The sequence below is a fragment of the Vibrio sp. R12-SG2-ISO1 genome (genome assembly GCF_059834045.1).
Genome location: NZ_JCBDGO010000001.1, coordinates 526,720 through 550,121 on the forward strand (window position 1 = coordinate 526,720; position 23,402 = coordinate 550,121).

A 23,402-nucleotide genomic window follows, 5' to 3' on the forward strand; every position below is an offset into this window, starting at 1 on the left:
TGGGGGTTTCCACTGCCGAAATTACTGTGCTCTCAACGAGTTAAACGGAGTCAAAAAACGGCTCTGAGAACAGTAAAACTTGAACTAGTTTAAATTAAGGGTTTTTGCGCAACAGTCTGTTTTCATATTTATGATGTATAGATCACTTTATTTCGCTTGAAAGGATGAAACAAACCACAGAGTTTTCATTGGCCGCATCAAGCGATCACAGGCAAACGTTTAGCTTATTGATGGTCTCCCAAGCTTGATTTTGCGACAGAAAGCGTTTAACCAACAGTTTTTCACCCATTGTCCAACGTTCACCGCCAATAAACGAAAAAAGCCAGCAGATGCTGGCTTAATCGATGTTTTTCGCGACAGACTATTTAATGTCGATCGGCGCAAAACCTTTAATCAAATCATCAAGGGCTTTCATTTGCGCCAAGAATGGTTCCAGTTTATCTAGCGGCAGCGCAGAAGGACCATCGCAACGCGCCTTATCTGGATCGGGGTGAGCCTCGATAAACAAACCGGCGATACCGGTTGCAAGACCAGCTTTCGCAAGTTCGACCGTTTGCTCACGACGACCACCAGATGCCGCGCCAGACGGGTCACGCATCTGCAATGAATGGGTCACATCGAAAATAATCGGGCTACCGTTGGAGGCTTTTTTCATAACGCCAAAACCCAACATATCCACCACCAAGTTGTCGTAGCCGTGGCAAGAGCCACGCTCACACAAAATCACCTGCTCATTGCCACACTCAGCAAATTTCTCGACGATATTGCCCACTTGACCTGGACTCATAAATTGCGGTTTCTTGACATTGATGACAGCGCCCGTTTTCGCCATCGCTTGCACGAGATCGGTTTGACGCGCAAGAAACGCAGGCAACTGAATAACATCAACCACATCGGCAACAGGCTGAGCTTGCGCTTCGGTGTGCACATCCGTGATAATTTTTACGCCAAATGTCTCTTTGAGCTCTTGGAAAATCTTCATGCCCTCTTCTAGACCTGGACCACGGTAAGAGTGTACCGAGCTTCGGTTGGCCTTATCAAAAGAGGCTTTAAATACGTAAGGAATGCCGAGTTTGTCAGTAACCTTCACGTAGTGCTCACAGATTTGCATCGCAAGATCGCGCGACTCGAGCACATTCATGCCCGCAAATAGGGTAAACGGCTTGTCGTTGGCAACGGGGATATCGCCAACCTGAACGATTTTCTGTTCCATTTTGTTCTCTCTTTATTTAGTCACTGCGCTTAACAACCACAGTGGTTTGTGTGCGTTGGCGGCAAACACCGCCTAGCGCTAGTGTAAAGTGACGCGCGTATCGCTCATCGCGTTAACTTGGCTCTTGAGCAGCTCAGACGCAGGGTCATCAGGGCATTGGTCAATAAAATATTGATAATCATTGAGTGCAATTTGATGACAATCAAGCTGCTGATAGATAAAACCACGGTCGCGGATCTCATAAGGGTCATCCGGGACAAACGTCAGCGCCAAGTCGGTACATTTTAACGCTAAAGTGTAGCGCTCTTCACGCAGCAGCGCCGATTTAATCAATGCTAGCCAGCGACCAATCACGGTTGGATTGTCCGCTTCTTTAAGGTGTTCAGATTTGAGTGTCGCGAGCGGACCGCTGTGCCCTATCAACCAAGCGCCCAACGTGTGCTCACACACGTACTCGCCGTTAAAAGGATTGATATAACGTGCCGGCTCACCAAACCACTCCAGTTTGAGCAAAAACTGGGTAGGAAACGTGACGGCCTTAAGAGGAAAGTCCAGTTGACGGCCAAGATAAAGCAGCAGCGAGCCTAAACTCACCGGAATCCCCTTGCGCCGCTTTAGCACTTTATCGACAAAAGCATTAGCGGAGTCGAAGTAGGCATCTTGATCACCGCGAAATCCCCACTCATGGTAGAAAAGTCGCAACAACGCATCAAAACGTTGCTTCTCATCATACTCGTGGCTTAGCGCCAGCTCAGCCTCTTTGACCAAACGAAGTAATTCTGCCTCTGCCCACGCCACTTGAGTGTCTGAATTGATGGCTTTATTCAATGCCAAAGCGCCTTCTACCAGCTCCATTGCATCAAAATCTTCGTCAAATAACTCCAGCATATCTCGTCTAACCACCTGCTTTGTTGTCTATCTTAGTGTTTCTCTCGTTCTGGTTGATTAACCAAAAAACATCGGCGTTTTGGTGACGGCGACTTTGCCCGCCATCGCCAACCACCCGAGCGCGCCAAAAAAGGAGAACGTGCGCAGCAGTTTGTTTCGGCCCAGTTTCAAGGCGAAAAAACCAAGGGCAATGTACGCCAGCACGCAGGTTAACTTTTCTGTTAACCATGGGGCCGCTGGTGTGAACGGGATGAAGCCCGTGATGACAATCAGATAAATACCTGACAACAGCAAGAAGGTGTCATTAATGTGAGGAAACACTTTGAGAAACTTGTTCTCGAGTAGCTTTGAGTTGGCCATCATCAGTGCAAATCGTACCGAAAGCAACGTGGCGCTGATGGCAATGGTCAATAGGTGAAAATGCTTTAATCCTTCGTACATGTTCTCTTCTCTATTTTTTATCTCTATGAGTCAGCAACGTGGCAACCTATGGTTACTCGATCGTTGCCGCCGTAATCCTTGAGGGTGTCGATTTGGCGATAGCCATTGGCTTGCAGAATCTCTCGCACCGCCTTACCTTGTTCAAACCCATGCTCAAACATCAACCAGCCATTGGGCAGCAAATACTCGCGCGCCGCTCTCGCGATCCATTTGATGTCTGCGAGGCCTTCATCCTCAGCCACTAGCGCACTCAAAGGCTCAAACCGCACATCACCTTGCGTCAAATGTGGGTCTCTCTCTTCGATATAAGGAGGATTAGACACAATCAAAGCAAACTGCGTACCAGCTTCAATAGGTTCGAACCAACTGCCCGCTAAGAACGCAGCATTGGTGATACCAAGACGCTCTGCGTTGCGAGTGGCTAAGTCGCGTGCGTCATCCTTGAGGTCAACCCCGAATACCTTACGCTGAGGGCACTCACTGGCTAGCGCCAAGGCAATGGCGCCCGTTCCTGTGCCCAAGTCCAGAATCGGCCCTTCAATGTCTGGCGCTTTATCGAGCGCAATTTCGACTAAACGCTCAGTATCAGGCCGTGGGATCAAGGTCGATGGCGAGACCAGTAGTGGCAGAGACCAAAACTCTCTTTCACCCAAAATATACGCCACAGGTTCTCCCGCGCAGCGGCGCACTAATAGCGCATCTAAAGCGGCAAGCTGCGCGTCGTCGAGTGTTTTTTCTGGCCAAGTGAACAAAAAGGAACGCGGTTTCTCCAACGCGTGGCAAAGCAGTACCGCCGCATCAAGCGCTGGCGACTCACTGCCGCTTTGCTCAAGTTGCTGCGTCGCTCGCGCAAGCGCTTGTTCCACCGTGGTGATCGTCATATCAAGCTCATCTCCATTCCGTAGTAACGGAATGCCATTAATGGTTTTCAGCTAATGCGGCTAACTGATCCGCTTGGTGCTCTTGGATCACTGGGTCAACCAAGCTCACCAAATCCCCTTCCATCACTTCGTTCAAACGGTAAATGGTCAGGTTAATACGGTGATCAGAAACGCGGCCTTGTGGATAGTTGTAGGTACGAATGCGATCGCTTCGATCCCCTGAACCCAACAGGTTGCGACGAGTGTCTGACACTTCAGCCGCACGTTTTGCCTCTTCCGCTTGAATGATGCGCGCCGCCAACACCGCCATCGCTTTCGCTTTGTTTTTGTGTTGAGAACGCTCGTCCTGACACTCGACTACCGTGCCTGTTGGTAAGTGAGTAATACGAATCGCCGAGTCCGTGGTGTTGACGTGCTGACCACCGGCACCTGACGCTCGGAAGGTATCAATTTTCAGATCTGCCGCTTTGATTTCAGGAATCTCCGCTTCTGGTATTTCCGCCATTACCGCGACGGTACATGCAGAGGTATGGACTCGACCTTGCGACTCGGTTGCCGGTACGCGCTGCACGCGATGGCCACCTGACTCAAATTTCAAGATGCCATAAGCGCCTTCACCGCTCACTTTGGCAATCATTTCTTTGTAACCACCATGCTCGGCTTCACTGGCAGACATCACTTCGATGCGCCAACCTTTCTTTTCAGCAAATTTGCTGTACATACGGAACAGATCACCAGCAAAAATGCCCGCTTCGTCACCGCCCGCACCCGCACGAATCTCAAGGAAACAGTTGCGATCGTCATTAGGATCTTTTGGCAGCAGTAAAATCTGAAGCTCCGCTTCCAGACGCTCAATCGCGTCTTTGGCCGCTGAAATCTCTTCTTGCGCCATTTCACGCATCTCTTCGTCGTCTTCATTGGCCATATCTTGCGCCGCGACTAAGTCTTCTTGAGCTTGTTGGTAAGCTTGGAAACACTGAGTGACTTCTTCAAGTTGCGAGTACTCTTTAGACAGAGCACGGAATTTATCTTGGTTACCGATCACATCCGGATCGCCAAGTAAGTGTTGAACTTCTTCGTAACGTTCAACCAGTGTTTCTAGCTTAGTTAGAATCGAGGGTTTCATACTGTATTTCTCAAGATAGGGTAAGTGGGCACAATCAATAACGTACGGGCACGGCAAAGTGACTCCGCTAGTTATCGTCTAGGCCTAAACTTTGTCTAATGATAGCAAGCTTTGCAGGCTCGCCCTGCTCCGCAGCACTTTGCATGGCACGCGTCGGAGCATGAATCAATCGGTTAGTCAATTTGTTGCTGAGTTCATGGAGCAGTTTTTCAGGATCGGCACCGGTTGCCAGTGCTTGTAAGCTTTTCGCCAACAACTCTTCACGAATGGCGTTCGCGCTGCGGCGATAATCGCGGATGCTATCTACCGCCTGCAACGAGCGCAGTGAAGACATAAACGCCGCGCTCTCTTCGCTAACAATCGCTTCGGCTTGAATGGCTTCCACTTTGCGCTGCTCGATGTTGCTGTCTATGATCGACTGCAAATCATCGACGGTGTAAAGGTACACATCGCTCAAATCGCCGACCTGAGATTCAACATCACGCGGTACGGCGATATCAACAAACAACATAGGACGGTGACGTCTTGCCTTAATGGCACTTTCCACCATGCCTTTGCCGATAATCGGTAGCGGGCTAGCCGTCGAGCTGATCACAATGTCAGCTCGGCCAAGGTGCTCTGGAATCTCAGGCAAACTGATGATCTCAGCGCCAAACTCGCGCGCCAGTGGCAAGGCCCGCTCTCGGGTTCGGTTAGCCACGATCATCTTTTTACAGCCATTGGCAGAAAGGTGTTTAGCGACCAGTTCAATCGTCTCGCCAGCGCCGACTAACAGCACGGTGGAGGCTTCAAGCGATTCAAAAATGTGCTTCGCCAACGTACAAGCGGCGTAGGCAACCGAGACCGCTTGGCCGCCGATGTCCGTTTCTGTGCGCACGCGCTTGGCAACGGAAAAGGTTTTTTGAAACAGCTTCTCCATCGCGCTGTCCACCGAGCGGTGTTCACGCGAATCGGCATACGCTTGTTTCACCTGACCTAGAATTTGCGGCTCGCCCAAAACAAGCGAGTCTAACCCGCACGAAACACGCATCAGATGCTTGATAGCGGCCTGCTCTTCATGGATGTATAAACTGGGCTTTAACTCTTCGGGGCTGACCTGATGAAACTGAGATAACCACTCAATAAGCTTGCTTTTACCGGAGGGTTTGACATCGCAGTAGACTTCCGTTCGGTTACAGGTAGAGACAATCACGCTGCCATTGACGGCGGCATTGTCGCTCAGTTGCTTGAGTGCTTCAGGCAGCTTTTCCGGTCCAAAGGCAACTTTTTCACGAAGTTCCACTGAGGCCGTGTTGTGATTGATACCTATAGCAAGCAAAGACATGTATTCGAAGGTTCTCTGAATCAGGCAGTTAACAAATGAGGACGGAATTTTACTTTATGCCCCAAGTTAATGAAAGGGCATTGAGGATATGTTTTCATGAGTTCGTGATATCAATGATATAGTGATGCCCATGGCAGCAGAAGAAACGGACAAATTATCAGCAATGACGCTCTATTTGCGATCCCTAATCCTTGCGCTTATGACGCTCGTGTTACTTAATGGCTGTGCGACGATGGAAAGCACCACCAACGTGCAGTGGCAAACTCATCAACAACAGCTTGCGGCCATCGAGCAATACCGGGCCAATGGCAAGCTGGGCTACATCGCCCCAGACCAAAGACAATCGCTCAATTTCCAGTGGCACCATGCCAGTGAATCGAATCGCCTGAGGCTGACCACCTTCCTCGGCCAAACCGTGTTACTGCTAGAAGACACGCCCACCATGGCCAAGGTGGAGACCATGGATGAGCAAACCTTTCAAGCGCCGAGTGCTCAAACTCTGATTGAACACTTAACGGGTCTGTCGATTCCCGTTGATTATCTCCATGACTGGCTATTGGGCCGCCCTACGCAAGCCGACGATTACACACTCAACCCGACCAACACGCTCGCTACCTTAACCAAAACGGTCAGCGGCCAAACCTGGCAGTTGGAATACCAACGGTATCAAGATGTGCTCGTCGCTGGGCTACCCACACCGTTACCACAACGCATTGCCCTTCGCCAAGGTGACACGACCATCAACATCATTATTTCGACCTGGACACTGAACTGATGATTACCCAAACCACCACATGGCCCTCACCGGCCAAACTGAATCTCTTTCTCTACATCACAGGCCGACGAGCCAATGGCTACCATGAACTGCAGACGCTGTTTCAATTCCTTGCTTATGGCGATGAGTTAACCATCACCGCCAATCACAGTGGAAACATTACGCTCTCACCTGCTATCGAGGGCGTTGCGCTAGAAGACAATTTGATCTGGAAAGCGGCAATGGCACTGAAAAGTGCGAGTCAATGTCCACTCGGCGCTCATATTGAACTCAACAAAATTTTACCTATGGGCGGTGGTATTGGCGGCGGTTCCTCCAACGCAGCAACAACGCTTGTCGCGCTCAATCACTTATGGCGAACCGAACTGAGCGATGATGCTCTCGCCGAGATTGGATTGGCTCTAGGAGCAGATGTCCCGGTGTTCACCCGAGGTTTTGCCGCCTTTGCTGAGGGTGTGGGTGAGCAGCTGACGCCGGCATCGCCAGAGGAAAAGTGGTACTTAGTTATCAAACCCTCTATGAGCATTGCGACGGTGGATATATTCACCCATCCAGATTTGTGCAGAAATTCGCCAAAGCGAGCACTGACAACCCTTCTCGCCGATCCTTACGGAAACGATTGCGAAAAAATTGTTCGAATGCTTTACCCAGAGGTTGATAAGCAACTTTCATGGCTGCTACAATATGCGCCGTCAAGATTGACCGGGACTGGATCGTGCATTTTTGCCGAATTTTCGAGCAAAAATGCGGCACAATCTGTCTTCGAAAAATTACCTGACGCCGTCTCGGCTTTTGTAGCCCAAGGGAAAAACATTTCGCCTTTACACGAGACTTTGGCTAAGTATCGCTTAGCCCACACACAATCTATCTAAAACTGGACGCAACCCTGAGGTTTCCACCGTGCCTGATATGAAGCTATTTGCTGGTAACGCTACACCTGAACTAGCCCAACGTATTGCTGATCGTCTATACATCTCCCTTGGTGACGCAACTGTTTCTCGTTTTTCTGATGGCGAAGTCGCTGTACAAATCAACGAAAACGTTCGTGGTAGCGATGTTTTCATCATCCAATCTACCTGCGCACCGACCAACGACAACCTAATGGAACTTGTAGTGATGATTGACGCAATGCGCCGCGCTTCAGCGGGCCGTATTACAGCAGTTATCCCTTATTTTGGTTACGCTCGCCAAGACCGTCGCGTACGTTCTGCTCGCGTGCCAATTACGGCAAAAGTTGTTGCTGACTTCCTGTCTAACGTCGGTGTTGACCGCGTTTTGACTATCGACCTACACGCAGAGCAAATCCAAGGCTTCTTCGATGTCCCTGTTGATAACATCTTCGGTACACCTGTACTGCTTGAAGATATGCAGGCTCGCGGCCTAGAGAACCCTGTTGTGGTCTCTCCAGACCTTGGCGGTGTTGTTCGCGCTCGCGCAACAGCAAAAGCACTCGGTGACATCGATATTGCTATCGTTGACAAACGTCGTCCACGTGCCAACGTCTCTGAAGTGATGAACCTGATCGGTGATGTTGAAGGTCGCGACTGCGTGATCGTTGATGACATGATCGATACAGGCGGCACACTGTGTAAAGCAGCTGAAGCGCTAAAAGAGCGCGGCGCGAAACGTGTCTTTGCTTACGCGACACACGCCGTATTCTCTGGTAACGCAGCACAAAACATTGGCAACTCAGTACTAGACCAAGTGATCGTCACCGACTCCATCACTATGTCTAAAGAGATGGAAGCGACCGGTAAAGTGACCACACTTAGCCTTTCTCGCATGCTTGCTGAAGCGATTCGCCGCATCAGCAATGAAGAGTCTATCTCGGCAATGTTCAACTAATATCGAGCCTCGCACCGATGTAAAAACACCCTACGGGGTGTTTTTTTATTGCGGCGATAAAATTGTGCTATCATACTGCGCTTTTTGAGATTGCAAGAGAGATCCTAACCTTGACTCAACCGATCAAACTTCTTGTCGGCCTAGCCAATCCTGGGCCTGAATACGCCAAAACTCGCCATAATGCAGGCGCATGGGTGGTAGAAGAACTCGCACGTATCCACACGGTCACCTTGAAGAACGAACCGAAATTCTTCGGTATGACCGGGCGCATACTGATCAATGGTCAAGATCTCCGCCTGCTGATCCCCACCACTTTTATGAATCTCTCCGGCAAAGCGGTCGCCGCTATGGCAAAGTTTTACCAAATTAAAACGGAAGAGATCATGGTGGCACACGATGAGCTCGACTTGCCACCTGGTGTAGCCAAGTTTAAAAAAGGCGGTGGACACGGTGGGCACAATGGCCTGCGTGACACCATTAGCAAGCTTGGCAATAACAAAGATTTCTATCGCCTCAGGATTGGCATTGGTCACCCTGGGCACAAAGACAAAGTCGCTGGTTTTGTCCTTGGCAAAGCACCAGCAAAAGAGCAAGAACTGCTCGATGCAGCCGCCGATGAATCGGTCCGCTGTTTAGACATCCTTTTAAAAGATGGCTTAGCGAAAGCTCAAAACCGTCTACACACGTTCAAAGCTGAATAAGGTTACTATCATGGGTTTTAAATGTGGCATCGTTGGTCTCCCTAACGTAGGTAAATCAACTCTGTTTAACGCACTGACTAAAGCGGGTATTGAAGCAGCCAACTTCCCGTTCTGTACCATTGAACCAAACACAGGTGTGGTACCTGTGCCTGATCTTCGTCTTGATGCACTGGCAAAGATCGTTAACCCACAAAGAATACTTCCAACCACGATGGAGTTTGTTGATATCGCAGGCTTGGTTGCAGGCGCGTCTCGCGGTGAGGGTCTAGGAAATAAATTCCTTGCCAATATTCGTGAAACCGATGCCATTGGCCATGTGGTTCGCTGTTTTGAAAATGAAAACATCGTTCACGTTGCGGGTAAAGTGTCTCCAATCGAAGATATCGAAGTCATTAACCTTGAACTGGCGATGGCGGACTTAGACTCATGTGAGCGCGCCATTCAACGTAACGCTAAAAAAGCCAAAGGAGGCGACAAAGACGCGAAATTCGAATTGACCGTCCTAGAGAAGCTACTCCCAGTACTGACCGAAGGTGGTATGGCGCGTACCGTTGAGTTGTCGAAAGAAGAGTTAGATGCCATTGGTTACCTCAACTTCCTAACGCTCAAGCCAACCATGTATATTGCGAACGTCAACGAAGACGGATTTGAGGACAACCCGTACCTGGATGCGGTACGTGAGTACGCAGCAAAAGAAAACAACGTGGTTGTGGCCGTCTGCGCAGCGATCGAATCTGAGCTTTCTGAGCTCGACGACGAAGATCGTGAAGAGTTCTTGGCGGATATGGGCATTGAAGAGCCGGGCCTAAACCGCGTTATCCGCTCTGGTTACGAGCTTTTGACCCTACACACCTACTTCACCGCAGGTGTCAAAGAGGTACGTGCTTGGACTATCCCTGTCGGTGCAACCGCCCCACAAGCAGCAGGTAAGATCCACACGGATTTTGAAAAAGGCTTTATCCGCGCAGAAGTTGTCGGCTATGACGACTACATCCAGTTCAACGGTGAAAGCGGTGCAAAAGAGGCCGGTAAGTGGCGTCTAGAAGGTAAAGACTACATCGTCAAAGATGGTGACGTTATCCACTTCCGCTTTAACGTATAAAATTGCGCAAGTGATTGACTTAAAAGCCAGCAACTCTGCTGGCTTTGTTGTTTTCTCCCCCAGCAAGCCTAAGTTAAGTAAAGAGATTGACGCCAAAATGTTACCTGTTTTTGCCTGTTTACACGCCTCTTTGTTTAAAAAGGAATCGAACAGCTGGTTTATCCGGATTTATTCAAAAAAACTATTGACGCCTCTGCCTCAACTTCGCATAATGCGCGCCGTTCCCGACAATAAGGCATATCGTTTTTAAACGAAGCCGAAAGGGACACAGAGTGGCTACGTAGCTCAGCTGGTTAGAGCACATCACTCATAATGATGGGGTCACAGGTTCGAATCCCGTCGTAGCCACCATACATTTTGTTTCTAGTGATGATACATGACTGGAAACCTCTAGAGCTAACTCTAGACAGAATAATGCGGAAGTGGCGGAATTGGTAGACGCACCAGATTTAGGTTCTGGCGCCGCAAGGTGTGAGAGTTCAAGTCTCTCCTTCCGCACCATTATTCGATAGCATCGCTATCACCTGCAGGTCTATCGCCAAGCGGTAAGGCAGCGGCTTTTGATGCCGCCATTCCCTGGTTCGAATCCAGGTAGACCTGCCATTTTTACATAGCTGAGCCTTTTATTATAAAGGGCTTGTCTATCAGAGCGTGAGGGTTTATATTGTCTCGCTCACGAGTGGCTACGTAGCTCAGCTGGTTAGAGCACATCACTCATAATGATGGGGTCACAGGTTCGAATCCCGTCGTAGCCACCATTAAATCAACACCACTGATTTTTACCAATTGATCAGTTGTGTACAGAGTTCAAGACGCGGAAGTGGCGGAATTGGTAGACGCACCAGATTTAGGTTCTGGCGCCGCAAGGTGTGAGAGTTCAAGTCTCTCCTTCCGCACCATCTTGATAAACAACTCTGAACTTGATTATGCGGAAATGGCGGAATTGGTAGACGCACCAGATTTAGGTTCTGGCGCCGCAAGGTGTGAGAGTTCAAGTCTCTCTTTCCGCACCATCATTCGATAGCATCGCTATCATCTGCAGGTCTATCGCCAAGCGGTAAGGCAGCGGCTTTTGATGCCGCCATTCCCTGGTTCGAATCCAGGTAGACCTGCCATATTTTGTTTTTAGTCTCGCCAGACTGAAAACCGCTGAATTTACTCACTATTGAGTAACTTGAGCACTATGATTCGCGGAAGTGGCGGAATTGGTAGACGCACCAGATTTAGGTTCTGGCGCCGCAAGGTGTGAGAGTTCAAGTCTCTCCTTCCGCACCATCATTCGATAGCATTGCTATCACCTGCAGGTCTATCGCCAAGCGGTAAGGCAGCGGCTTTTGATGCCGCCATTCCCTGGTTCGAATCCAGGTAGACCTGCCATATATTTCTTGTGGTGAGTTTTCTCATTACAAGCGTCTAGAAAGACCTTCTAGGCACCATTAAGTATGCGGAAGTGGCGGAATTGGTAGACGCACCAGATTTAGGTTCTGGCGCCGCAAGGTGTGAGAGTTCAAGTCTCTCCTTCCGCACCATACTTAATTCAGGTTCGGCTACGTAGCTCAGCTGGTTAGAGCACATCACTCATAATGATGGGGTCACAGGTTCGAATCCCGTCGTAGCCACCATTACAATTAACACTAGCTGATTTTTACCCATAGTTCGGTTATGATATAAACAAAGCGGAAGTGGCGGAATTGGTAGACGCACCAGATTTAGGTTCTGGCGCCGCAAGGTGTGAGAGTTCAAGTCTCTCCTTCCGCACCATTATTCGATAGCATCGCTATCACCTGCAGGTCTATCGCCAAGTGGTAAGGCAGCGGCTTTTGATGCCGCCATTCCCTGGTTCGAATCCAGGTAGACCTGCCATATTAAAACCCAGCCTTTTGGCTGGGTTTTCTCGTTTCAGCCCAGTTGCCTTTTTCGCTTCTCTTCTGCACAAAAAAATCCAGCCCTTGGGCTGGATTTAACATTAAGTCATGACTTTTTAGATGCTAGAAATCACTTTCTTAGCCTAAAAGCCCCAACGCTGAGTTGGGCGCTTGCTTTGCCTGAGCAAGTACAGAGCTTGACGCTTGAGACAAGATCTGAGACTTAGTCAATGCAGTGGTTTCTTTGGCGAAGTCCGTATCTTTAATGCGGCTCTTCGACGCGTTAACATTCTCATTGATGTTCTCTAGGTTGTTGATCGCGTGATTGAATCGGTTTTGGAATGCACCCAATTCCGCACGGTGACTATCAACAAACTTAAGCGCAGCATCGACGATGGCAACCGACTCTTGAGCGCCGCCGACGGTGCGAACGTCAATGGTATCCACGGTGACCGCTTTAGCAGGGCCAATGCTCAGTTCACCTGCTAGACTACCTCCAAAGGTCGCCGTGCCTTCTACCGTGTTGTTATCTGTGAACAATTGAAGTTGACCATCTTCATTAACCGACGCTTTCACCATGTCCGTTTGACCGTTGATGTAAGTGGCCAGCTGCTCAATATCATCCCCCTCTTTTGCGGTAATGTTGATGTCTTGCACACCGCCAAACTTATCAGTGACGTTGATGGTCAAGTCATTGGCACCCGCTTGCACTGCCCAGTCTTTATCTTGACCGTTAGCTGCAACGTAGCTGTTACCGCCCATCATTGTGTTGTCGCTGCGCATGTTGTTCATCGTCAACATAACCGCTTCACCATTGTCCGCACCGATCTGGAACGATTTGGTGGCGAACGTACCGTTAAGTAGTTTGTTGCCACCAAACGAGGTGGTCTCAGCGATACGATTCAATTCATCGTTCAACGCGGTGATCTCTTCTTGAATCGCCACACGCTCAGACTTAGAGTTCGAGCCATTCGCCGATTGTAGCGAGAGGTCACGCATACGTTGCAGGATGTTGGTGGTTTCATTCATCGCGCCTTCCGCTGTTTGCGCCATCGAAATGCCGTCGTTCGCATTTCGTACCGCGACGTCTAGGCCACGACTTTGGACATTCAAACGGTTCGAGATTTGCAGGCCCGCTGCGTCATCTTTCGCACTATTGATTTTGAAACCAGACGACAATTTTTCCATTGATGCTTGCTGCGCTGATGTTGCTGAGTTTAAGTAGCGCTGAGCTGTCATTGCCGAAACGTTGGTATTTACATTAACCGCCATAATGGTGTCTCCTATTGATTTCCGTAGAGCGGAGGTCCAAAGGTTTCCGACGTCTCGGTAAACCAATTAGTTCTCTCAAAGTATCCTTATAGCGACGCCAACTTGATTATCTTTAGAGCATTTTGATAAATCCTCCTCGTTGCATAGCAAAAATCGATAGAATTTGAGCAAGCTCAGAGTTCGAGAAAATATCATTAAAGTTTTGTGACTATTGACCGATCGGGTGCACTTAAGACATCAGTGCGAAAGAATTGCGATTGATTGAAGAAAGAGAAATCTGGAGATAAAAGAAAAGCCCCTTTTCCTTTGAGAGAACCGGGGCTATAGAGGTCACCAGTGCCTTTGGAGATCGAGAGAAATGATTCCGGGCTGGCAACCAAGACACAGGTAAAGCGGTTAAGCAGAGCAGGTTTGAGAGAGAACTCTGCTTATCCAATCACCCATGTTTGCCTGAATGCCTTCAAAAGCCCCACGTCTGGGTCTGCGCTAATGAAGATATTCGCAACTACTGCAATAGTGACATCGCAGAGTTTGGCAACTGTTTTGCTTGAGCGAGAATCGATGTCCCCGCCTGCTGCAGAATTTGTGCTTTGGTCATTGCCGTTGTCTCTTTGGCAAAATCCGTATCGCGGATTCGGCTGTTCGACGCTTCAACGTTTTCTTGGATGTTGGCCAAGTTATTAATACTGTGGCTGAGTCGGTTCTGCTTCGCACCCAGATCGGCACGCTGAGAATCTACGTAGCGTAACGCCGCATCCAAGATACCGACCGCGTTTTGTGCGCCACCCACAGTATTCACATCAATACTCTGTACTGTGGTCTGAACACCAGGACCACCGTTGAGGCCAATCTCGGTCGCTAAGCCACCAGAGATATTCATATTGCCTTCCAAGTTAGGCTCAGCGGCAAAGATTTGCAGTCTGCCATCTTGATCGACTGAAGCTTTCAGTTTGTCGGTTTGACCGTTGATGTACGTCGCTAGCTCTTCGATGTCATCCCCTTCTTTCGCGAGGATATCGAGCGTCACCGCTTCGCCATCTTTAGTGGTGAATTCAAATTTTAGATCTCGTGCGGTGGCAGGCACGCCCCAGTCTTTGTCTTTACCCTTCTCGGCATCCGAGATGAACGACTGGCCTCCCATGCGGAAATCATCGGCACGAATGCTGGTCAATCCCATGATGATCGCTTCACCCGAGCTGGCACCGATCTGGAATGACGCTTCACCAAATGATCCGTTGAGCAGCTTACGTCCACCAAAAGAGGTGGTTTCTGCAATACGGTTAAGCTCATCTTGCAGTGCGGACACTTCTTCGTTCAGCGCTTGACGCTCTGAGGCAGAGTTGGTGCCGTTCGCTGATTGTAGCGACAAATCACGCATACGTTGCAGAATCGAGGTCGACTCGTTCATCGCCCCCTCTGCGGTTTGTGCAATCGAGATACCGTCATTGGCGTTACGCATCGCGACATCTAAACCACGAGACTGAGCAGTCAGACGGTTTGAGATTTGCAGACCCGCTGCATCGTCTTTCGCACTGTTGATTTTTTGACCTGAAGATAGGCGCTCCATCGACGTATTCAAATCGCCAGTCGCTTTATTCAGGTAACGCTGCGCGGTCATTGCTGACACGTTAGTGTTGACTGTAATGGTCATAGTTTGCTCTCCTAGTGAGTCGCAAGTTCTTGCGAAGCGGCCAGCTTAATCTCATTTGGAAGCACTGACCGTGTATGACTTGCTAAGCAGGCGGTAGCCGGCTTAAAAATTTCTACTCTGATTTTACTAATTCAAGTTGTATGCCAACTTAACAAAAAATAGCCAAATCAATTTATTTTAATTAACTATCAAATAGTTATAAATATCACTTCCGTCGAGATGCGCTTAGTTAATCTGTGCTTGCTAGTGAGCGGCACGCGATAATTGCCGCTCGGTGGCAAGGTTTGCCGACACACAGGCTAGTGGGTTTTGCTCGGCACTTAAGGCGTAGCACATAAGGCATGGAGCGAACCCATTGGTTATCCTGAACTTCTGTCAGACAACCTAATCACCAAGAGTGTTAAGCATCAACTTAGGCGATAAAGATCCATTTAGAGATAGTTAAACAGGGTTAAATCTTTCGTTTTTCCGAACGCTTGCTGCGATGCCTGCAACGCACGGGTATTTTCGTTAAATTCGATGATCGCTTCCGAGTAATCCAAATCTTCAAAATTGCTTTTCGATTTAGCGAGCGTCATCTTAAAATCTTCATGCTGCTCTTCTTGAATATCGAGCGTGCTCAACCTTGCCCCCACATCCGTGCGCGCTTTATTGAGATGAATAAACGCCGAATGGAATTCTTGAGTCATTCGATGCAAACGTGCGGTATTGGACGTATCTGACACAGACCCTTGTGACAAGTCCATCGCCTTTTGAAAGGTATCGAAAATGCTGTAGCTTTTGCGCGGCTCAAGCGTGATTTCATCACCCTTCTCGATTTGGCCTTTGACCTGAATCGTCAACGCCTCGTACTTGATCCCTTTCGCCGGCTCAAAGGTATCAGCCTGCACCACACTGCCGTTGCGCTCGAGTTGATAGCCATATTTGCCACCCGGCATATCAACAAACGTGACCTTATAGCTCGAATCATCATCAGGATTAAAGTTGGTCGCGCGCTCAAGCAGCAACTCAGAGGTATCACCCAGGTTGTAGTCCGGAGCGTAATCACCAAAGGGGTTATCTATTTCCATAAACAGCTTGCTACCTGGATCGTTGATCGGCATTTCAAGCGTGTTGGAGATTTTCATCTTGCGTTGGTAGTCATCGCCTGCGTACACCACAGCGCCATCTTTATCCCGAAAGAAGGGTTGGTTTTTCGGCTTAGTCCCGGCAAAAATGTAGTTGCCTGATTCATCTTGTACATTCACCAAGTTAAGGAAGTTATTGCTGATTTCCTCAAGCTCTCGACGCTTCGCGATGCGGTCTTCAGGGGACAACGCACCGTTGATCATTTCCATCACGGTTCGCTTTGCTTCATCGGCGTACTCTTCCGCATTGGAAATAATCACTTCGTGGTGCTCAAGGCGATTACGCGTCAGCACGATGGCATCGGTGTATTGACGCAATTGCTCTTTCTGCTGGCCGATATTCTGGATGTAGTGCGTGGCCAAGGGATCATCACTGGCGCGCATCAACTTCTTACCTGAAGCGAGCTGCGCTTGGTTATGATGGACTTTTGCTTCTTGACGACGCAGATCATTTTGCACCGACTGATAATTATGGAAGCTGGAAATACGGTTGATCATTTACGCCCCCTATCGCAATGCCAAAATCGTGTTAAAGGTGTCGTTTGCCGCTTGCATGATGCGTGAAGACGCCATGTACGCTTGCTGAAACTTCATCATGTTGGCGGCTTCCTCATCCAAATTCACTCCGGAGATAGACGCTACACGCTCTTGTGCCGCCTCTTTCTCTAACCTTGACACATCGGTTAAACGTGATGCGGTAGACATCTGTAACCCGACGTTGGTGTTGAGGTTGTGATAGATATCGAGAATAGTCGACTCACCATCATTGAGTTTTTTCTCGGTTTGGATGTTTTGCATTTTGAGCAAGTTGCCGTTGTCCCCCTCGGAAGGGACAAGGTTTGCCGTAAATTTATCGTTCGGCAATGCCCCATCGGTCAGTTCAAAAATCGTACCTTGAACCTCGACAGGACCAAACGGTGGGTAATCTTGGGGCGGCAAGAGAATTTTGCCTTTTGTGTCCGTGACGGCAAACTGCTTCCCATCCGGCGATACCACCACTTCAAACTCGCGCAATTCCCCGACTTCTTCGATATTGAATTTCGCTTTACCTTGCGCGAAAGTGGTCGAAGCTTCATAACTCTGCGCGGCGATCGCGGTCGGATCATTGGTGGCCATTTTCATTTGCGCAGCGCCACTGCGGGTCGGACGAATCAACACGCGTTCGCCCGGCGCTAAATCTTGATTGATTTCAATACGTAAGCCATCAATTTGCAGTGCATTACCTACTTGAGGTACGGCAAACTGCTCACCGGATGGGCGAGTAATGAGGTAATCACCGTCGTGATACTGGAGAGAATACTCGCCACCTTCAAGCCGAGTGGTATCTTCAATATACACGGCTAAATCCGCATTAGAATTTGAGGCTGTCACCACACGTGATTTAGCTATGATGTCTGAATTGACATCAGTAAAAACCAGACCACCAATTTCCCCCCTAAGATCAAGACCTTGAGATTGTAATCTATTCACTTCATAAGAAAACGACGTGGCGAGTTTGCCAAGCTCATCCATAAGCTGGGGGATCTTATCATCACGCATAGTGAGCATAGCGCCCATTTTGCCATCAATATCTTTAGTGGTAATCGCTTTGATGCCTTTACCCTCAATCATGGCTAAGCGGCGCTGATGAACATCTGGGTAACCATCGATCATGGTTAAGCGACTCGCTTCCGTTCCTGACACTAAGGTATGCCCGTTACCGATATGGATGTTGAACCCTTCCGCATTCTTGCGCGGAGTCACGGTCACTTTGGTGTACTCAGACAGCTCAGCCACCAGCTTTTCGTGTTGGTCCATCAAATCGTTGTGCGGCCCAGGTGTTCTCATCATCAAACGATGTAAATCACGTATTTCAAGCGCCAGTTGATTCATTCGCTCGACACCAAGATCGAGTTTTTTATTGGTCACATCCGACTGACGGCGAATGGTCTCATGGAAATCATTGAGGTTTTGGGTGATCAAATTGGCTTTTTCGAGCACCACTTTACGTGCCCCGACATCGTTGGGGCTGTCGGCAAGCGACTTCACCGCATCAAACCACTCATTGAGATTTTCTGGGATTTTTTTCGAGGCAACCGAGGAGAGCATGTTCGACAGCATTTCTAAGTTCGCTTCATCGTCGACTTTGTGCGCGTAATTGGTGGTCGAGACATTGAGTTCATTAACGGCAAATTGATCCCATGAGCGGCGAACTTTTTCCACATGCACGCCCATACCGTAGGTTTCCCCGCCATATTGACGCGGCATGTTTGTGCCTTGTATCACCGACTGACGGCTGTAACCCTCGGTATTCACGTTCGAGATGTTGTGCCCTGTGGTGTTCAATTGTCTCTGAGCCGTCAGCACGCTTTGCGAACCAAGATTCAGAAGATCAGACGCCATATTGCCCCCAAGAAACCTTTATTTATCAGTGTTTACTGATTGCCTATAGGCTTAGATAGCAATATGTGTGCCAGGGTTAATTTTCGAGAGTGTGTGTTGGAGAAGATTGACTGGATTAGGGGTGATGGGTGATGGGTGGTGGGTGGTGGGTGGTGGGTGGTGGGTGGTGGGTGGTGATAGGGTCTGCTGAGAGACCCTATCGGTCAAGCTATTACATGCTATCAATGCGTCGTTTGACACTCAGCACTTTATCCGCGTAATCGGGGTCTGTGGCATAACCGGCATCATGAATGCCGCGAATAAACGCCTCATCATCGCCATTGTGCTTGAGCGCAGTGGTGTAGCGAGGGTTTTGATTGAGGAAGCGCACATAGTCGTTAAAACTCTCTTCAAAGTTAGCATAAGAACGAAATGCTGCTCGCTCTTGTACTGGCACACCCTGATGATATTCAAGAGTTTGAGTGGACATCTTATTGCCTGCCCAGCTGCGGTCCGCTTTGATATTGAAGAGGTTGTTACTGCTACCACGCGAATTGTTGATGACTTTTTGGCCCCAGCCGGTTTCGAGCGCCGCTTGGGCAAGTAGCAATGATGAGTCCACACCGAGTGCCTGAGCGGCCTTTTCCGCATAAGGCGACATCGACGCTACAAACGATTCTGGAGAGTCGAATGTGCTCGCTTGTTCCTCTCCAATAGCACGCATTTCAGCAGGCGCATTGGCACGCTCTTCACGAATACGAGAGACTTTGTCCATCATGGCTTCAAAATCAGGGTTGCGGTTGTTCGCGGTTTCATTATCCACTTGGCCTGTGGAAAGCTGCGCCACAATCATGTCGGCAAGACCGAGTGAGCCAGAGGCACTCAATTCACTCGCCATCTGATCATCCATCATCTGACGATAGAACTGTTGGTTCTGGCTGTCCATCAAGCCGGATTCAAAGGTTGAATTGGCATCACGCATCGATTTGAACAGCATAGAGGTAAAAATCGCTTCAAACTGTTTGGCGGCGGCGTTGAGCGCTTCTTGCTCTGCCCCTTCCTCACCATTGACCGCTTTACGGCGCAGTGAGTCTAAGTTGGCGATATCATGAATAAAACCGATGTCATTTCCGTTATTGATCATATCGCCCCCGTTAAATGATGATCAGCTGACCTTCAATCGCGCCCGCTTGTTTCAGCGCTTGCAAGATTGCCATCAGATCAGACGGCGCCGCGCCGACTTCATTCACTGCACGAACCAGATCGTCTAGAGTTAATCCAGGCTCAAACTTAAACATCTTGCCTTGTTCTTCGGTGACTTCGATATCGCTGTCGGGGACGACAACCGTCTCACCACCACCAAACGCATTCGGTTGACTCACGTTGAGATTTTCTTTGATTGCCACTGTCATGCCACCATGAGTCACGGCAGCCGGCTTTAAGCGCACGTGCTGGCCGACAACGATAGTTCCTGTACGTGAGTTAACAATGATCTTCGCTGCACCATCGGCGGGGTTAAATTCGAGGTTTTCAATCGCTGATAAAAAGGCCACACGCTGAGTGACATCACGAGGCGCACGCACTTTCACCGATGTGGCATCCACCGCTGAGGCCATCTGAGGACCCAGGAAGTTATTAACGGCATCCGCCATACGCTGAGCAGTGGTGAAATCAGATTCAAGCAAGTTAAACGTGATGTAATCACCGCGACTAAACGGCGATGGGATTTCTCGCTCAACGATGGCTCCACTAGAAATCATACCTGCTGTCGGGTTGTTGCCGACAATTTTAGAACCATCAGCGCCGGTAGCACTAAAGCCACTCACCACTAAATTGCCTTGCGCCACCGCATACACTTGCCCATCCAGACCTTTGAGCATGGTCTGCATCAGTGTACCGCCACGCAAGCTTTTCGCCGAACCTATCGAGGAAACCGTCACATCAACCGTCTGGCCTTGCTTAGAAAAGGGCGGCAACTCAGCCGTCACAATCACAGCGGCAACGTTTTTGGTCTTTGGCTTAGTGCCGGGCGGCAATTGAATGCCAAAGTTTTGCAACATGGCGTTAAAGCTTTGATCGGTAAAGGGTGTCGATTCTCCTGTGCCCGGCAAACCTGTGACCAATCCGTAACCGACAAGTTGGTTACTACGAACACCGGCAATTTGAGCCACGTCTTTAATACGAGCGGCCTGAGCTTGTGTCACAACAAGCAGCGAGCTAATGAGGAAGACAAACAACGTTTTCATGGGGACACCTTTTTCTCTAACGCAATGACAAAACATCGACATCAAACGGGATTAAAGAGCGACATTAAAAAATCGTGCCAAGAATCCAGGTTCTTGCATATCTTGTTGCGTTCCCGTACCAGAGTACTGGATTCGGGCATTCGAAATACGCGTTGACGCAATGGTATTGTCGTAGTCGATGTCATCCGGACGGATGGTACCGCTTAAGCGAATGTATTCGTCCCCTGTGTTGAGGGTCAACCACTTTTCACCGCGAATCACCAAGTTTCCGTTGGCCAGAACTTCAATCACTTCGACCGAAATCGAGCCTGAAATGCTGTTACTTTGGTTCGCCGCCGCGCTGCCACTGAACGAATTATCATTACTTAAGTTATACGAAAAGTTGTAGTCGCCAATGGTCAGCTGTTGACCACCCACTTCCAGCGGGTCCATCGACGCATCATTATTTTTTGACAGATCAGCGTCTGAGCTTTTCGCCGCTTTTGTACTCTCATCCAAAGTGACGGTGATGATGTCACCGATGCCTCTCGGTTTAGAATCGTCGTACAAACTGACGGTCATTTTTCCGGTATTAAACAGCGAACCGGTTGCCGCTGCATAGTGCTCCGGCTCATGCTTGGGATGAATTGGTGCCCAAGCGGGATCGCCAGCGACAGGGTCGCTACGTCCTCGGAGGGTGTCAATAATGCCAGAGCTTTCATCTTGCGATTTATCGCCTTCGACAGCATCAACACTTGTGGTCCCTTGAATCTCTTCAGGCGTTTCCAATGGCATGTCAAACGCTGAGCAACCCGCCATGGTCATCACAAGTAATACAGTTATGACTCTCATAATGCTAACCACCCTAATCCCATTACAATTGCTGGTTTACGAAGCTCATCATCTTATCGACGGCAGAGATGACTTTTGAGTTCATTTCATACACGCGCTGCGCTTCAATCATGTTGACCAACTCTTCCGTCACGTTCACGTTCGAGGTCTCTAGCATCGATTGACGTACTTCACCAAACCCATCAAAACCCGGTACGCCTTCTTGAGGATCACCACTGGCACCGGTTGGTAAGTAGAGGTTTTGACCAATCGGCTCAAGACCACCAGGGTTGATAAAGTCAACCGTGGTAATTTGCCCTAGGACTTGGTTATCTTGCTGACCTCTCACGCGCACAGAGACTTCCCCATCCGTACCAACGGTAATGCTGATGGCGTCGTCTGGAATCGTGATTTCAGGCTCTAAGGAGTACCCCGCACCAGACGTGACAATCACACCTTCACTGTTGACGGTGAACTGACCATTGCGCGTGTAACCGATGTTGCCATCCGGCATCAATATTTGGAAAAAACCGTCGCCTTCGATCATCATGTCGAGGCTGTTGTTGGTCGTTTGCGTATTCCCTTGGGTATGCACCTTCTGCGTTGCCACGACCTTAGAACCCGCGCCGAGCATTAAGCCACTTGGCAATTCGGTATTTTGCGAAGATTGGCCACCCGGCTGGTTGATGTTTTGATAGAACAAATCTTCAAACACAGGACGGCTTTTCTTAAAACCCACCGTCGAGGCGTTAGCCAAGTTGTTGGAAATGGTCGAAATATTGGTTTGCTGAGCATCTAAGCCCGTCTTACTTACCCATAATGCCGGTTGCATAATTCTCTCCTAGAAACTGTCTTAGCTCATACGAAGCAGAGAATCAGACGCTTTGTCCATGTCTTCTGCTGTGCTCATCATCTTGACCTGCATTTCGAATTGTCGTTGAAGATCAATCAAGCTGGTCATCTCTCCGATGGCATTCACGTTGCTGCCCTCTAACGCGCCTTTGAGCAGTTTTACGCCGGCATCCGCCTCGTAAGCTGCATTAGGATCTTTGGCGCGGAAGAGGCCATTGACATCTTTATACAGTGATTGGTTATCGTTGCGTGTCAGTTTGATGCGATCAACGATTTCGATCGCATCCGCTGGGGCACCTTGCGGCACGACAGAAATCGTCCCATCGGTACCGATTTCCACTTTGCTCAACGGAATCGGTAAGGTGATCGGTGCGCCTGTCTCGCCCAAAACCAAGTTGCCATTACCATTAGTAAGTAAGCCATTGACGTCAATATTGAGGTTACCGTTTCGGGTCAGGCCTTCTTTGCCTGTCTTGTCCATAACGGCAATCCAACCTTGACCTTCAATAGTGACATCGAGATCTCGCCCAGTGGTAATCACACTGCCTTGCTGAAAATTATGGCCAGGTCGCTCTGTCATGCTAAATACGCGGCTTGGCAAACCATTGCCGTATGCTTGCATCGAGCGGGCTTGCGCCAAATCAGCACGGAACCCCGTGGTACTGACGTTTGCCAGGTTATTCGCTCTTAGCTGCATCGCTTGCATATTTTGCTTTGCTCCGCTCATAGCGAGAAACAGTGCACGATCCATAATTTGCTCCAACAATCACAATTTAGATCATTTAAAGCAATTGGCGTGCCAACAAAAACAAACAAATGTTATCAGTTAGTTGCAAAGAAAAATGGCGATATGAAATGAGATTGAGGCGGCAATTGCCGCTAGAGGCAACAATAGCAAACCAACGATTGCCGTTGGTTTGCT

At 49.2% G+C, this 23,402-nt stretch carries 20 protein-coding genes and 13 tRNA genes; 18 read left to right on the forward strand and 15 right to left on the reverse strand.

The genetic code is table 11. The annotated features are described in order from the left end of the window. Nucleotides 1-361: 361 nt before the first annotated feature. From kdsA to hemA, 6 genes are all read right to left on the reverse strand, one after another. Nucleotides 362-1,213, reverse strand: coding sequence for a 3-deoxy-8-phosphooctulonate synthase (gene kdsA / locus AC6R10_RS02360; RefSeq protein ID WP_334551169.1), 852 nt, complete (start codon nucleotides 1,211-1,213; stop codon nucleotides 362-364). 78 nt (nucleotides 1,214-1,291) lie between these two features. Further along, the gene (locus tag AC6R10_RS02365) at nucleotides 1,292-2,101 is read right to left on the reverse strand and encodes a SirB1 family protein (RefSeq protein WP_487903621.1); all 810 of its coding nucleotides are present in this window, start codon (nucleotides 2,099-2,101) and stop codon (nucleotides 1,292-1,294) included. A gap of 57 nt (nucleotides 2,102-2,158) precedes the next feature. Further along, nucleotides 2,159-2,542, reverse strand: coding sequence for a SirB2 family protein (locus AC6R10_RS02370; RefSeq protein WP_500625738.1), 384 nt, complete (start codon nucleotides 2,540-2,542; stop codon nucleotides 2,159-2,161). Nucleotides 2,543-2,565: 23 nt separating this feature from the next. Next, nucleotides 2,566-3,423 carry a peptide chain release factor N(5)-glutamine methyltransferase gene (prmC, locus tag AC6R10_RS02375; RefSeq protein ID WP_500671339.1) on the reverse strand — a complete coding sequence of 286 codons (858 nt, stop codon included), beginning with the start codon at nucleotides 3,421-3,423 and terminating at the stop codon, nucleotides 2,566-2,568. 37 nt (nucleotides 3,424-3,460) lie between these two features. Next, the gene (gene prfA, locus AC6R10_RS02380) at nucleotides 3,461-4,549 is read right to left on the reverse strand and encodes a peptide chain release factor 1 (RefSeq protein WP_334551174.1); all 1,089 of its coding nucleotides are present in this window, start codon (nucleotides 4,547-4,549) and stop codon (nucleotides 3,461-3,463) included. A 67-nt stretch (nucleotides 4,550-4,616) separates the two neighbouring features. Beyond that, nucleotides 4,617-5,873: a glutamyl-tRNA reductase gene (gene hemA / locus AC6R10_RS02385; protein WP_487903619.1), complete on the reverse strand. Its 1,257-nt coding sequence runs from the start codon at nucleotides 5,871-5,873 to the stop codon at nucleotides 4,617-4,619. Nucleotides 5,874-6,036: 163 nt separating this feature from the next. Here hemA and lolB point away from each other — a divergent pair, with 163 nt between their 5' ends. From lolB to AC6R10_RS02475, 18 genes are all read left to right on the forward strand, one after another. Beyond that, nucleotides 6,037-6,648 (forward strand): lipoprotein insertase outer membrane protein LolB, encoded by a 612-nt coding sequence (lolB, locus tag AC6R10_RS02390; RefSeq protein WP_500631948.1) that lies wholly within the window; start codon nucleotides 6,037-6,039, stop codon nucleotides 6,646-6,648. Further along, complete coding sequence (gene ispE / locus AC6R10_RS02395; RefSeq protein ID WP_500625735.1) at nucleotides 6,648-7,520, forward strand: 4-(cytidine 5'-diphospho)-2-C-methyl-D-erythritol kinase; 873 nt, start codon at nucleotides 6,648-6,650, stop codon at nucleotides 7,518-7,520. Before lolB ends, ispE begins: the two co-directional genes overlap by 1 nt. Before the next feature lie 28 nt (nucleotides 7,521-7,548). Continuing rightward, complete coding sequence (locus tag AC6R10_RS02400; protein WP_334551177.1) at nucleotides 7,549-8,493, forward strand: ribose-phosphate pyrophosphokinase; 945 nt, start codon at nucleotides 7,549-7,551, stop codon at nucleotides 8,491-8,493. A gap of 110 nt (nucleotides 8,494-8,603) precedes the next feature. Next, a complete protein-coding gene (pth, locus tag AC6R10_RS02405) occupies nucleotides 8,604-9,194 on the forward strand; it encodes an aminoacyl-tRNA hydrolase (protein ID WP_500671340.1) in 591 nt (196 codons plus the stop codon). 10 nt (nucleotides 9,195-9,204) lie between these two features. Continuing rightward, entirely contained in the window at nucleotides 9,205-10,296 is a 1,092-nt protein-coding gene (gene ychF / locus AC6R10_RS02410) for a redox-regulated ATPase YchF (protein ID WP_500671341.1), read from the forward strand. 274 nt (nucleotides 10,297-10,570) lie between these two features. After that, nucleotides 10,571-10,647, forward strand: a tRNA-Met gene (locus tag AC6R10_RS02415). Nucleotides 10,648-10,712: 65 nt separating this feature from the next. Beyond that, nucleotides 10,713-10,797 (forward strand) — tRNA-Leu (locus AC6R10_RS02420). Nucleotides 10,798-10,824: 27 nt separating this feature from the next. Next, nucleotides 10,825-10,899, forward strand: a tRNA-Gln gene (locus tag AC6R10_RS02425). A gap of 78 nt (nucleotides 10,900-10,977) precedes the next feature. Beyond that, nucleotides 10,978-11,054, forward strand: a tRNA-Met gene (locus AC6R10_RS02430). Nucleotides 11,055-11,110: 56 nt separating this feature from the next. Next, a tRNA-Leu gene (locus AC6R10_RS02435) sits at nucleotides 11,111-11,195 on the forward strand. Between the two features lie 29 nt (nucleotides 11,196-11,224). Continuing rightward, a tRNA-Leu gene (locus tag AC6R10_RS02440) sits at nucleotides 11,225-11,309 on the forward strand. Between the two features lie 27 nt (nucleotides 11,310-11,336). Then, a tRNA-Gln gene (locus AC6R10_RS02445) sits at nucleotides 11,337-11,411 on the forward strand. A 75-nt stretch (nucleotides 11,412-11,486) separates the two neighbouring features. Next, nucleotides 11,487-11,571, forward strand: a tRNA-Leu gene (locus AC6R10_RS02450). A gap of 27 nt (nucleotides 11,572-11,598) precedes the next feature. Then, nucleotides 11,599-11,673: transfer RNA gene (locus AC6R10_RS02455), tRNA-Gln, on the forward strand. Nucleotides 11,674-11,740: 67 nt separating this feature from the next. Next, nucleotides 11,741-11,825 (forward strand) — tRNA-Leu (locus tag AC6R10_RS02460). Nucleotides 11,826-11,841: 16 nt separating this feature from the next. Continuing rightward, nucleotides 11,842-11,918 (forward strand) — tRNA-Met (locus AC6R10_RS02465). A 54-nt stretch (nucleotides 11,919-11,972) separates the two neighbouring features. Further along, a tRNA-Leu gene (locus AC6R10_RS02470) sits at nucleotides 11,973-12,057 on the forward strand. Between the two features lie 27 nt (nucleotides 12,058-12,084). After that, a tRNA-Gln gene (locus AC6R10_RS02475) sits at nucleotides 12,085-12,159 on the forward strand. A gap of 140 nt (nucleotides 12,160-12,299) precedes the next feature. Here the strand turns inward: AC6R10_RS02475 and AC6R10_RS02480 are convergent. From AC6R10_RS02480 to flgF, 9 genes are all read right to left on the reverse strand, one after another. Further along, on the reverse strand, nucleotides 12,300-13,433 hold the full coding sequence (locus tag AC6R10_RS02480; RefSeq protein WP_500671342.1) for a flagellin: 1,134 nt from the start codon (nucleotides 13,431-13,433) through the stop codon (nucleotides 12,300-12,302). Between the two features lie 505 nt (nucleotides 13,434-13,938). Beyond that, nucleotides 13,939-15,084 (reverse strand): flagellin, encoded by a 1,146-nt coding sequence (locus AC6R10_RS02485; RefSeq protein ID WP_500631839.1) that lies wholly within the window; start codon nucleotides 15,082-15,084, stop codon nucleotides 13,939-13,941. 431 nt (nucleotides 15,085-15,515) lie between these two features. Beyond that, the gene (gene flgL / locus AC6R10_RS02490; RefSeq protein ID WP_500671343.1) at nucleotides 15,516-16,709 is read right to left on the reverse strand and encodes a flagellar hook-associated protein FlgL; all 1,194 of its coding nucleotides are present in this window, start codon (nucleotides 16,707-16,709) and stop codon (nucleotides 15,516-15,518) included. A 9-nt stretch (nucleotides 16,710-16,718) separates the two neighbouring features. Next, nucleotides 16,719-18,593, reverse strand: a complete 1,875-nt coding sequence (flgK, locus tag AC6R10_RS02495) for a flagellar hook-associated protein FlgK (RefSeq protein WP_500671344.1) — start codon at nucleotides 18,591-18,593, stop codon at nucleotides 16,719-16,721. Nucleotides 18,594-18,804: 211 nt separating this feature from the next. Then, nucleotides 18,805-19,716, reverse strand: coding sequence for a flagellar assembly peptidoglycan hydrolase FlgJ (gene flgJ, locus AC6R10_RS02500; RefSeq protein ID WP_334551186.1), 912 nt, complete (start codon nucleotides 19,714-19,716; stop codon nucleotides 18,805-18,807). Between the two features lie 10 nt (nucleotides 19,717-19,726). Next, nucleotides 19,727-20,818: a flagellar basal body P-ring protein FlgI gene (locus AC6R10_RS02505; protein WP_334551187.1), complete on the reverse strand. Its 1,092-nt coding sequence runs from the start codon at nucleotides 20,816-20,818 to the stop codon at nucleotides 19,727-19,729. Between the two features lie 51 nt (nucleotides 20,819-20,869). Then, nucleotides 20,870-21,649, reverse strand: a complete 780-nt coding sequence (gene flgH, locus AC6R10_RS02510; protein ID WP_500671345.1) for a flagellar basal body L-ring protein FlgH — start codon at nucleotides 21,647-21,649, stop codon at nucleotides 20,870-20,872. A gap of 22 nt (nucleotides 21,650-21,671) precedes the next feature. Beyond that, nucleotides 21,672-22,460 carry a flagellar basal-body rod protein FlgG gene (flgG, locus tag AC6R10_RS02515; RefSeq protein ID WP_334551189.1) on the reverse strand — a complete coding sequence of 263 codons (789 nt, stop codon included), beginning with the start codon at nucleotides 22,458-22,460 and terminating at the stop codon, nucleotides 21,672-21,674. Between the two features lie 21 nt (nucleotides 22,461-22,481). Then, on the reverse strand, nucleotides 22,482-23,231 hold the full coding sequence (flgF, locus tag AC6R10_RS02520) for a flagellar basal-body rod protein FlgF (RefSeq protein WP_500671346.1): 750 nt from the start codon (nucleotides 23,229-23,231) through the stop codon (nucleotides 22,482-22,484). Nucleotides 23,232-23,402 lie beyond the last annotated feature (171 nt).

What these genes read in the sequence shown, in the direction of transcription:
- kdsA (WP_334551169.1), bottom strand. Translation starts at nt 1,213, where the DNA reads ATGGAACAGAAAATCGTTCAGGTTGGCGATATCCCCGTTGCCAACGAC.
- AC6R10_RS02365 (WP_487903621.1), bottom strand. Translation starts at nt 2,101, where the DNA reads ATGCTGGAGTTATTTGACGAAGATTTTGATGCAATGGAGCTGGTAGAA.
- AC6R10_RS02370 (WP_500625738.1), bottom strand. Translation starts at nt 2,542, where the DNA reads ATGTACGAAGGATTAAAGCATTTTCACCTATTGACCATTGCCATCAGC.
- prmC (WP_500671339.1), bottom strand. Translation starts at nt 3,423, where the DNA reads ATGACGATCACCACGGTGGAACAAGCGCTTGCGCGAGCGACGCAGCAA.
- prfA (WP_334551174.1), bottom strand. Translation starts at nt 4,549, where the DNA reads ATGAAACCCTCGATTCTAACTAAGCTAGAAACACTGGTTGAACGTTAC.
- hemA (WP_487903619.1), bottom strand. Translation starts at nt 5,873, where the DNA reads ATGTCTTTGCTTGCTATAGGTATCAATCACAACACGGCCTCAGTGGAA.
- lolB (WP_500631948.1), top strand. Translation starts at nt 6,037, where the DNA reads ATGACGCTCTATTTGCGATCCCTAATCCTTGCGCTTATGACGCTCGTG.
- ispE (WP_500625735.1), top strand. Translation starts at nt 6,648, where the DNA reads ATGATTACCCAAACCACCACATGGCCCTCACCGGCCAAACTGAATCTC.
- ychF (WP_500671341.1), top strand. Translation starts at nt 9,205, where the DNA reads ATGGGTTTTAAATGTGGCATCGTTGGTCTCCCTAACGTAGGTAAATCA.
- AC6R10_RS02480 (WP_500671342.1), bottom strand. Translation starts at nt 13,433, where the DNA reads ATGGCGGTTAATGTAAATACCAACGTTTCGGCAATGACAGCTCAGCGC.
- AC6R10_RS02485 (WP_500631839.1), bottom strand. Translation starts at nt 15,084, where the DNA reads ATGACCATTACAGTCAACACTAACGTGTCAGCAATGACCGCGCAGCGT.
- flgL (WP_500671343.1), bottom strand. Translation starts at nt 16,709, where the DNA reads ATGATCAACCGTATTTCCAGCTTCCATAATTATCAGTCGGTGCAAAAT.
- flgK (WP_500671344.1), bottom strand. Translation starts at nt 18,593, where the DNA reads ATGGCGTCTGATCTTCTGAATCTTGGTTCGCAAAGCGTGCTGACGGCT.
- flgJ (WP_334551186.1), bottom strand. Translation starts at nt 19,716, where the DNA reads ATGATCAATAACGGAAATGACATCGGTTTTATTCATGATATCGCCAAC.
- AC6R10_RS02505 (WP_334551187.1), bottom strand. Translation starts at nt 20,818, where the DNA reads ATGAAAACGTTGTTTGTCTTCCTCATTAGCTCGCTGCTTGTTGTGACA.
- flgH (WP_500671345.1), bottom strand. Translation starts at nt 21,649, where the DNA reads ATGAGAGTCATAACTGTATTACTTGTGATGACCATGGCGGGTTGCTCA.
- flgG (WP_334551189.1), bottom strand. Translation starts at nt 22,460, where the DNA reads ATGCAACCGGCATTATGGGTAAGTAAGACGGGCTTAGATGCTCAGCAA.
- flgF (WP_500671346.1), bottom strand. Translation starts at nt 23,231, where the DNA reads ATGGATCGTGCACTGTTTCTCGCTATGAGCGGAGCAAAGCAAAATATG.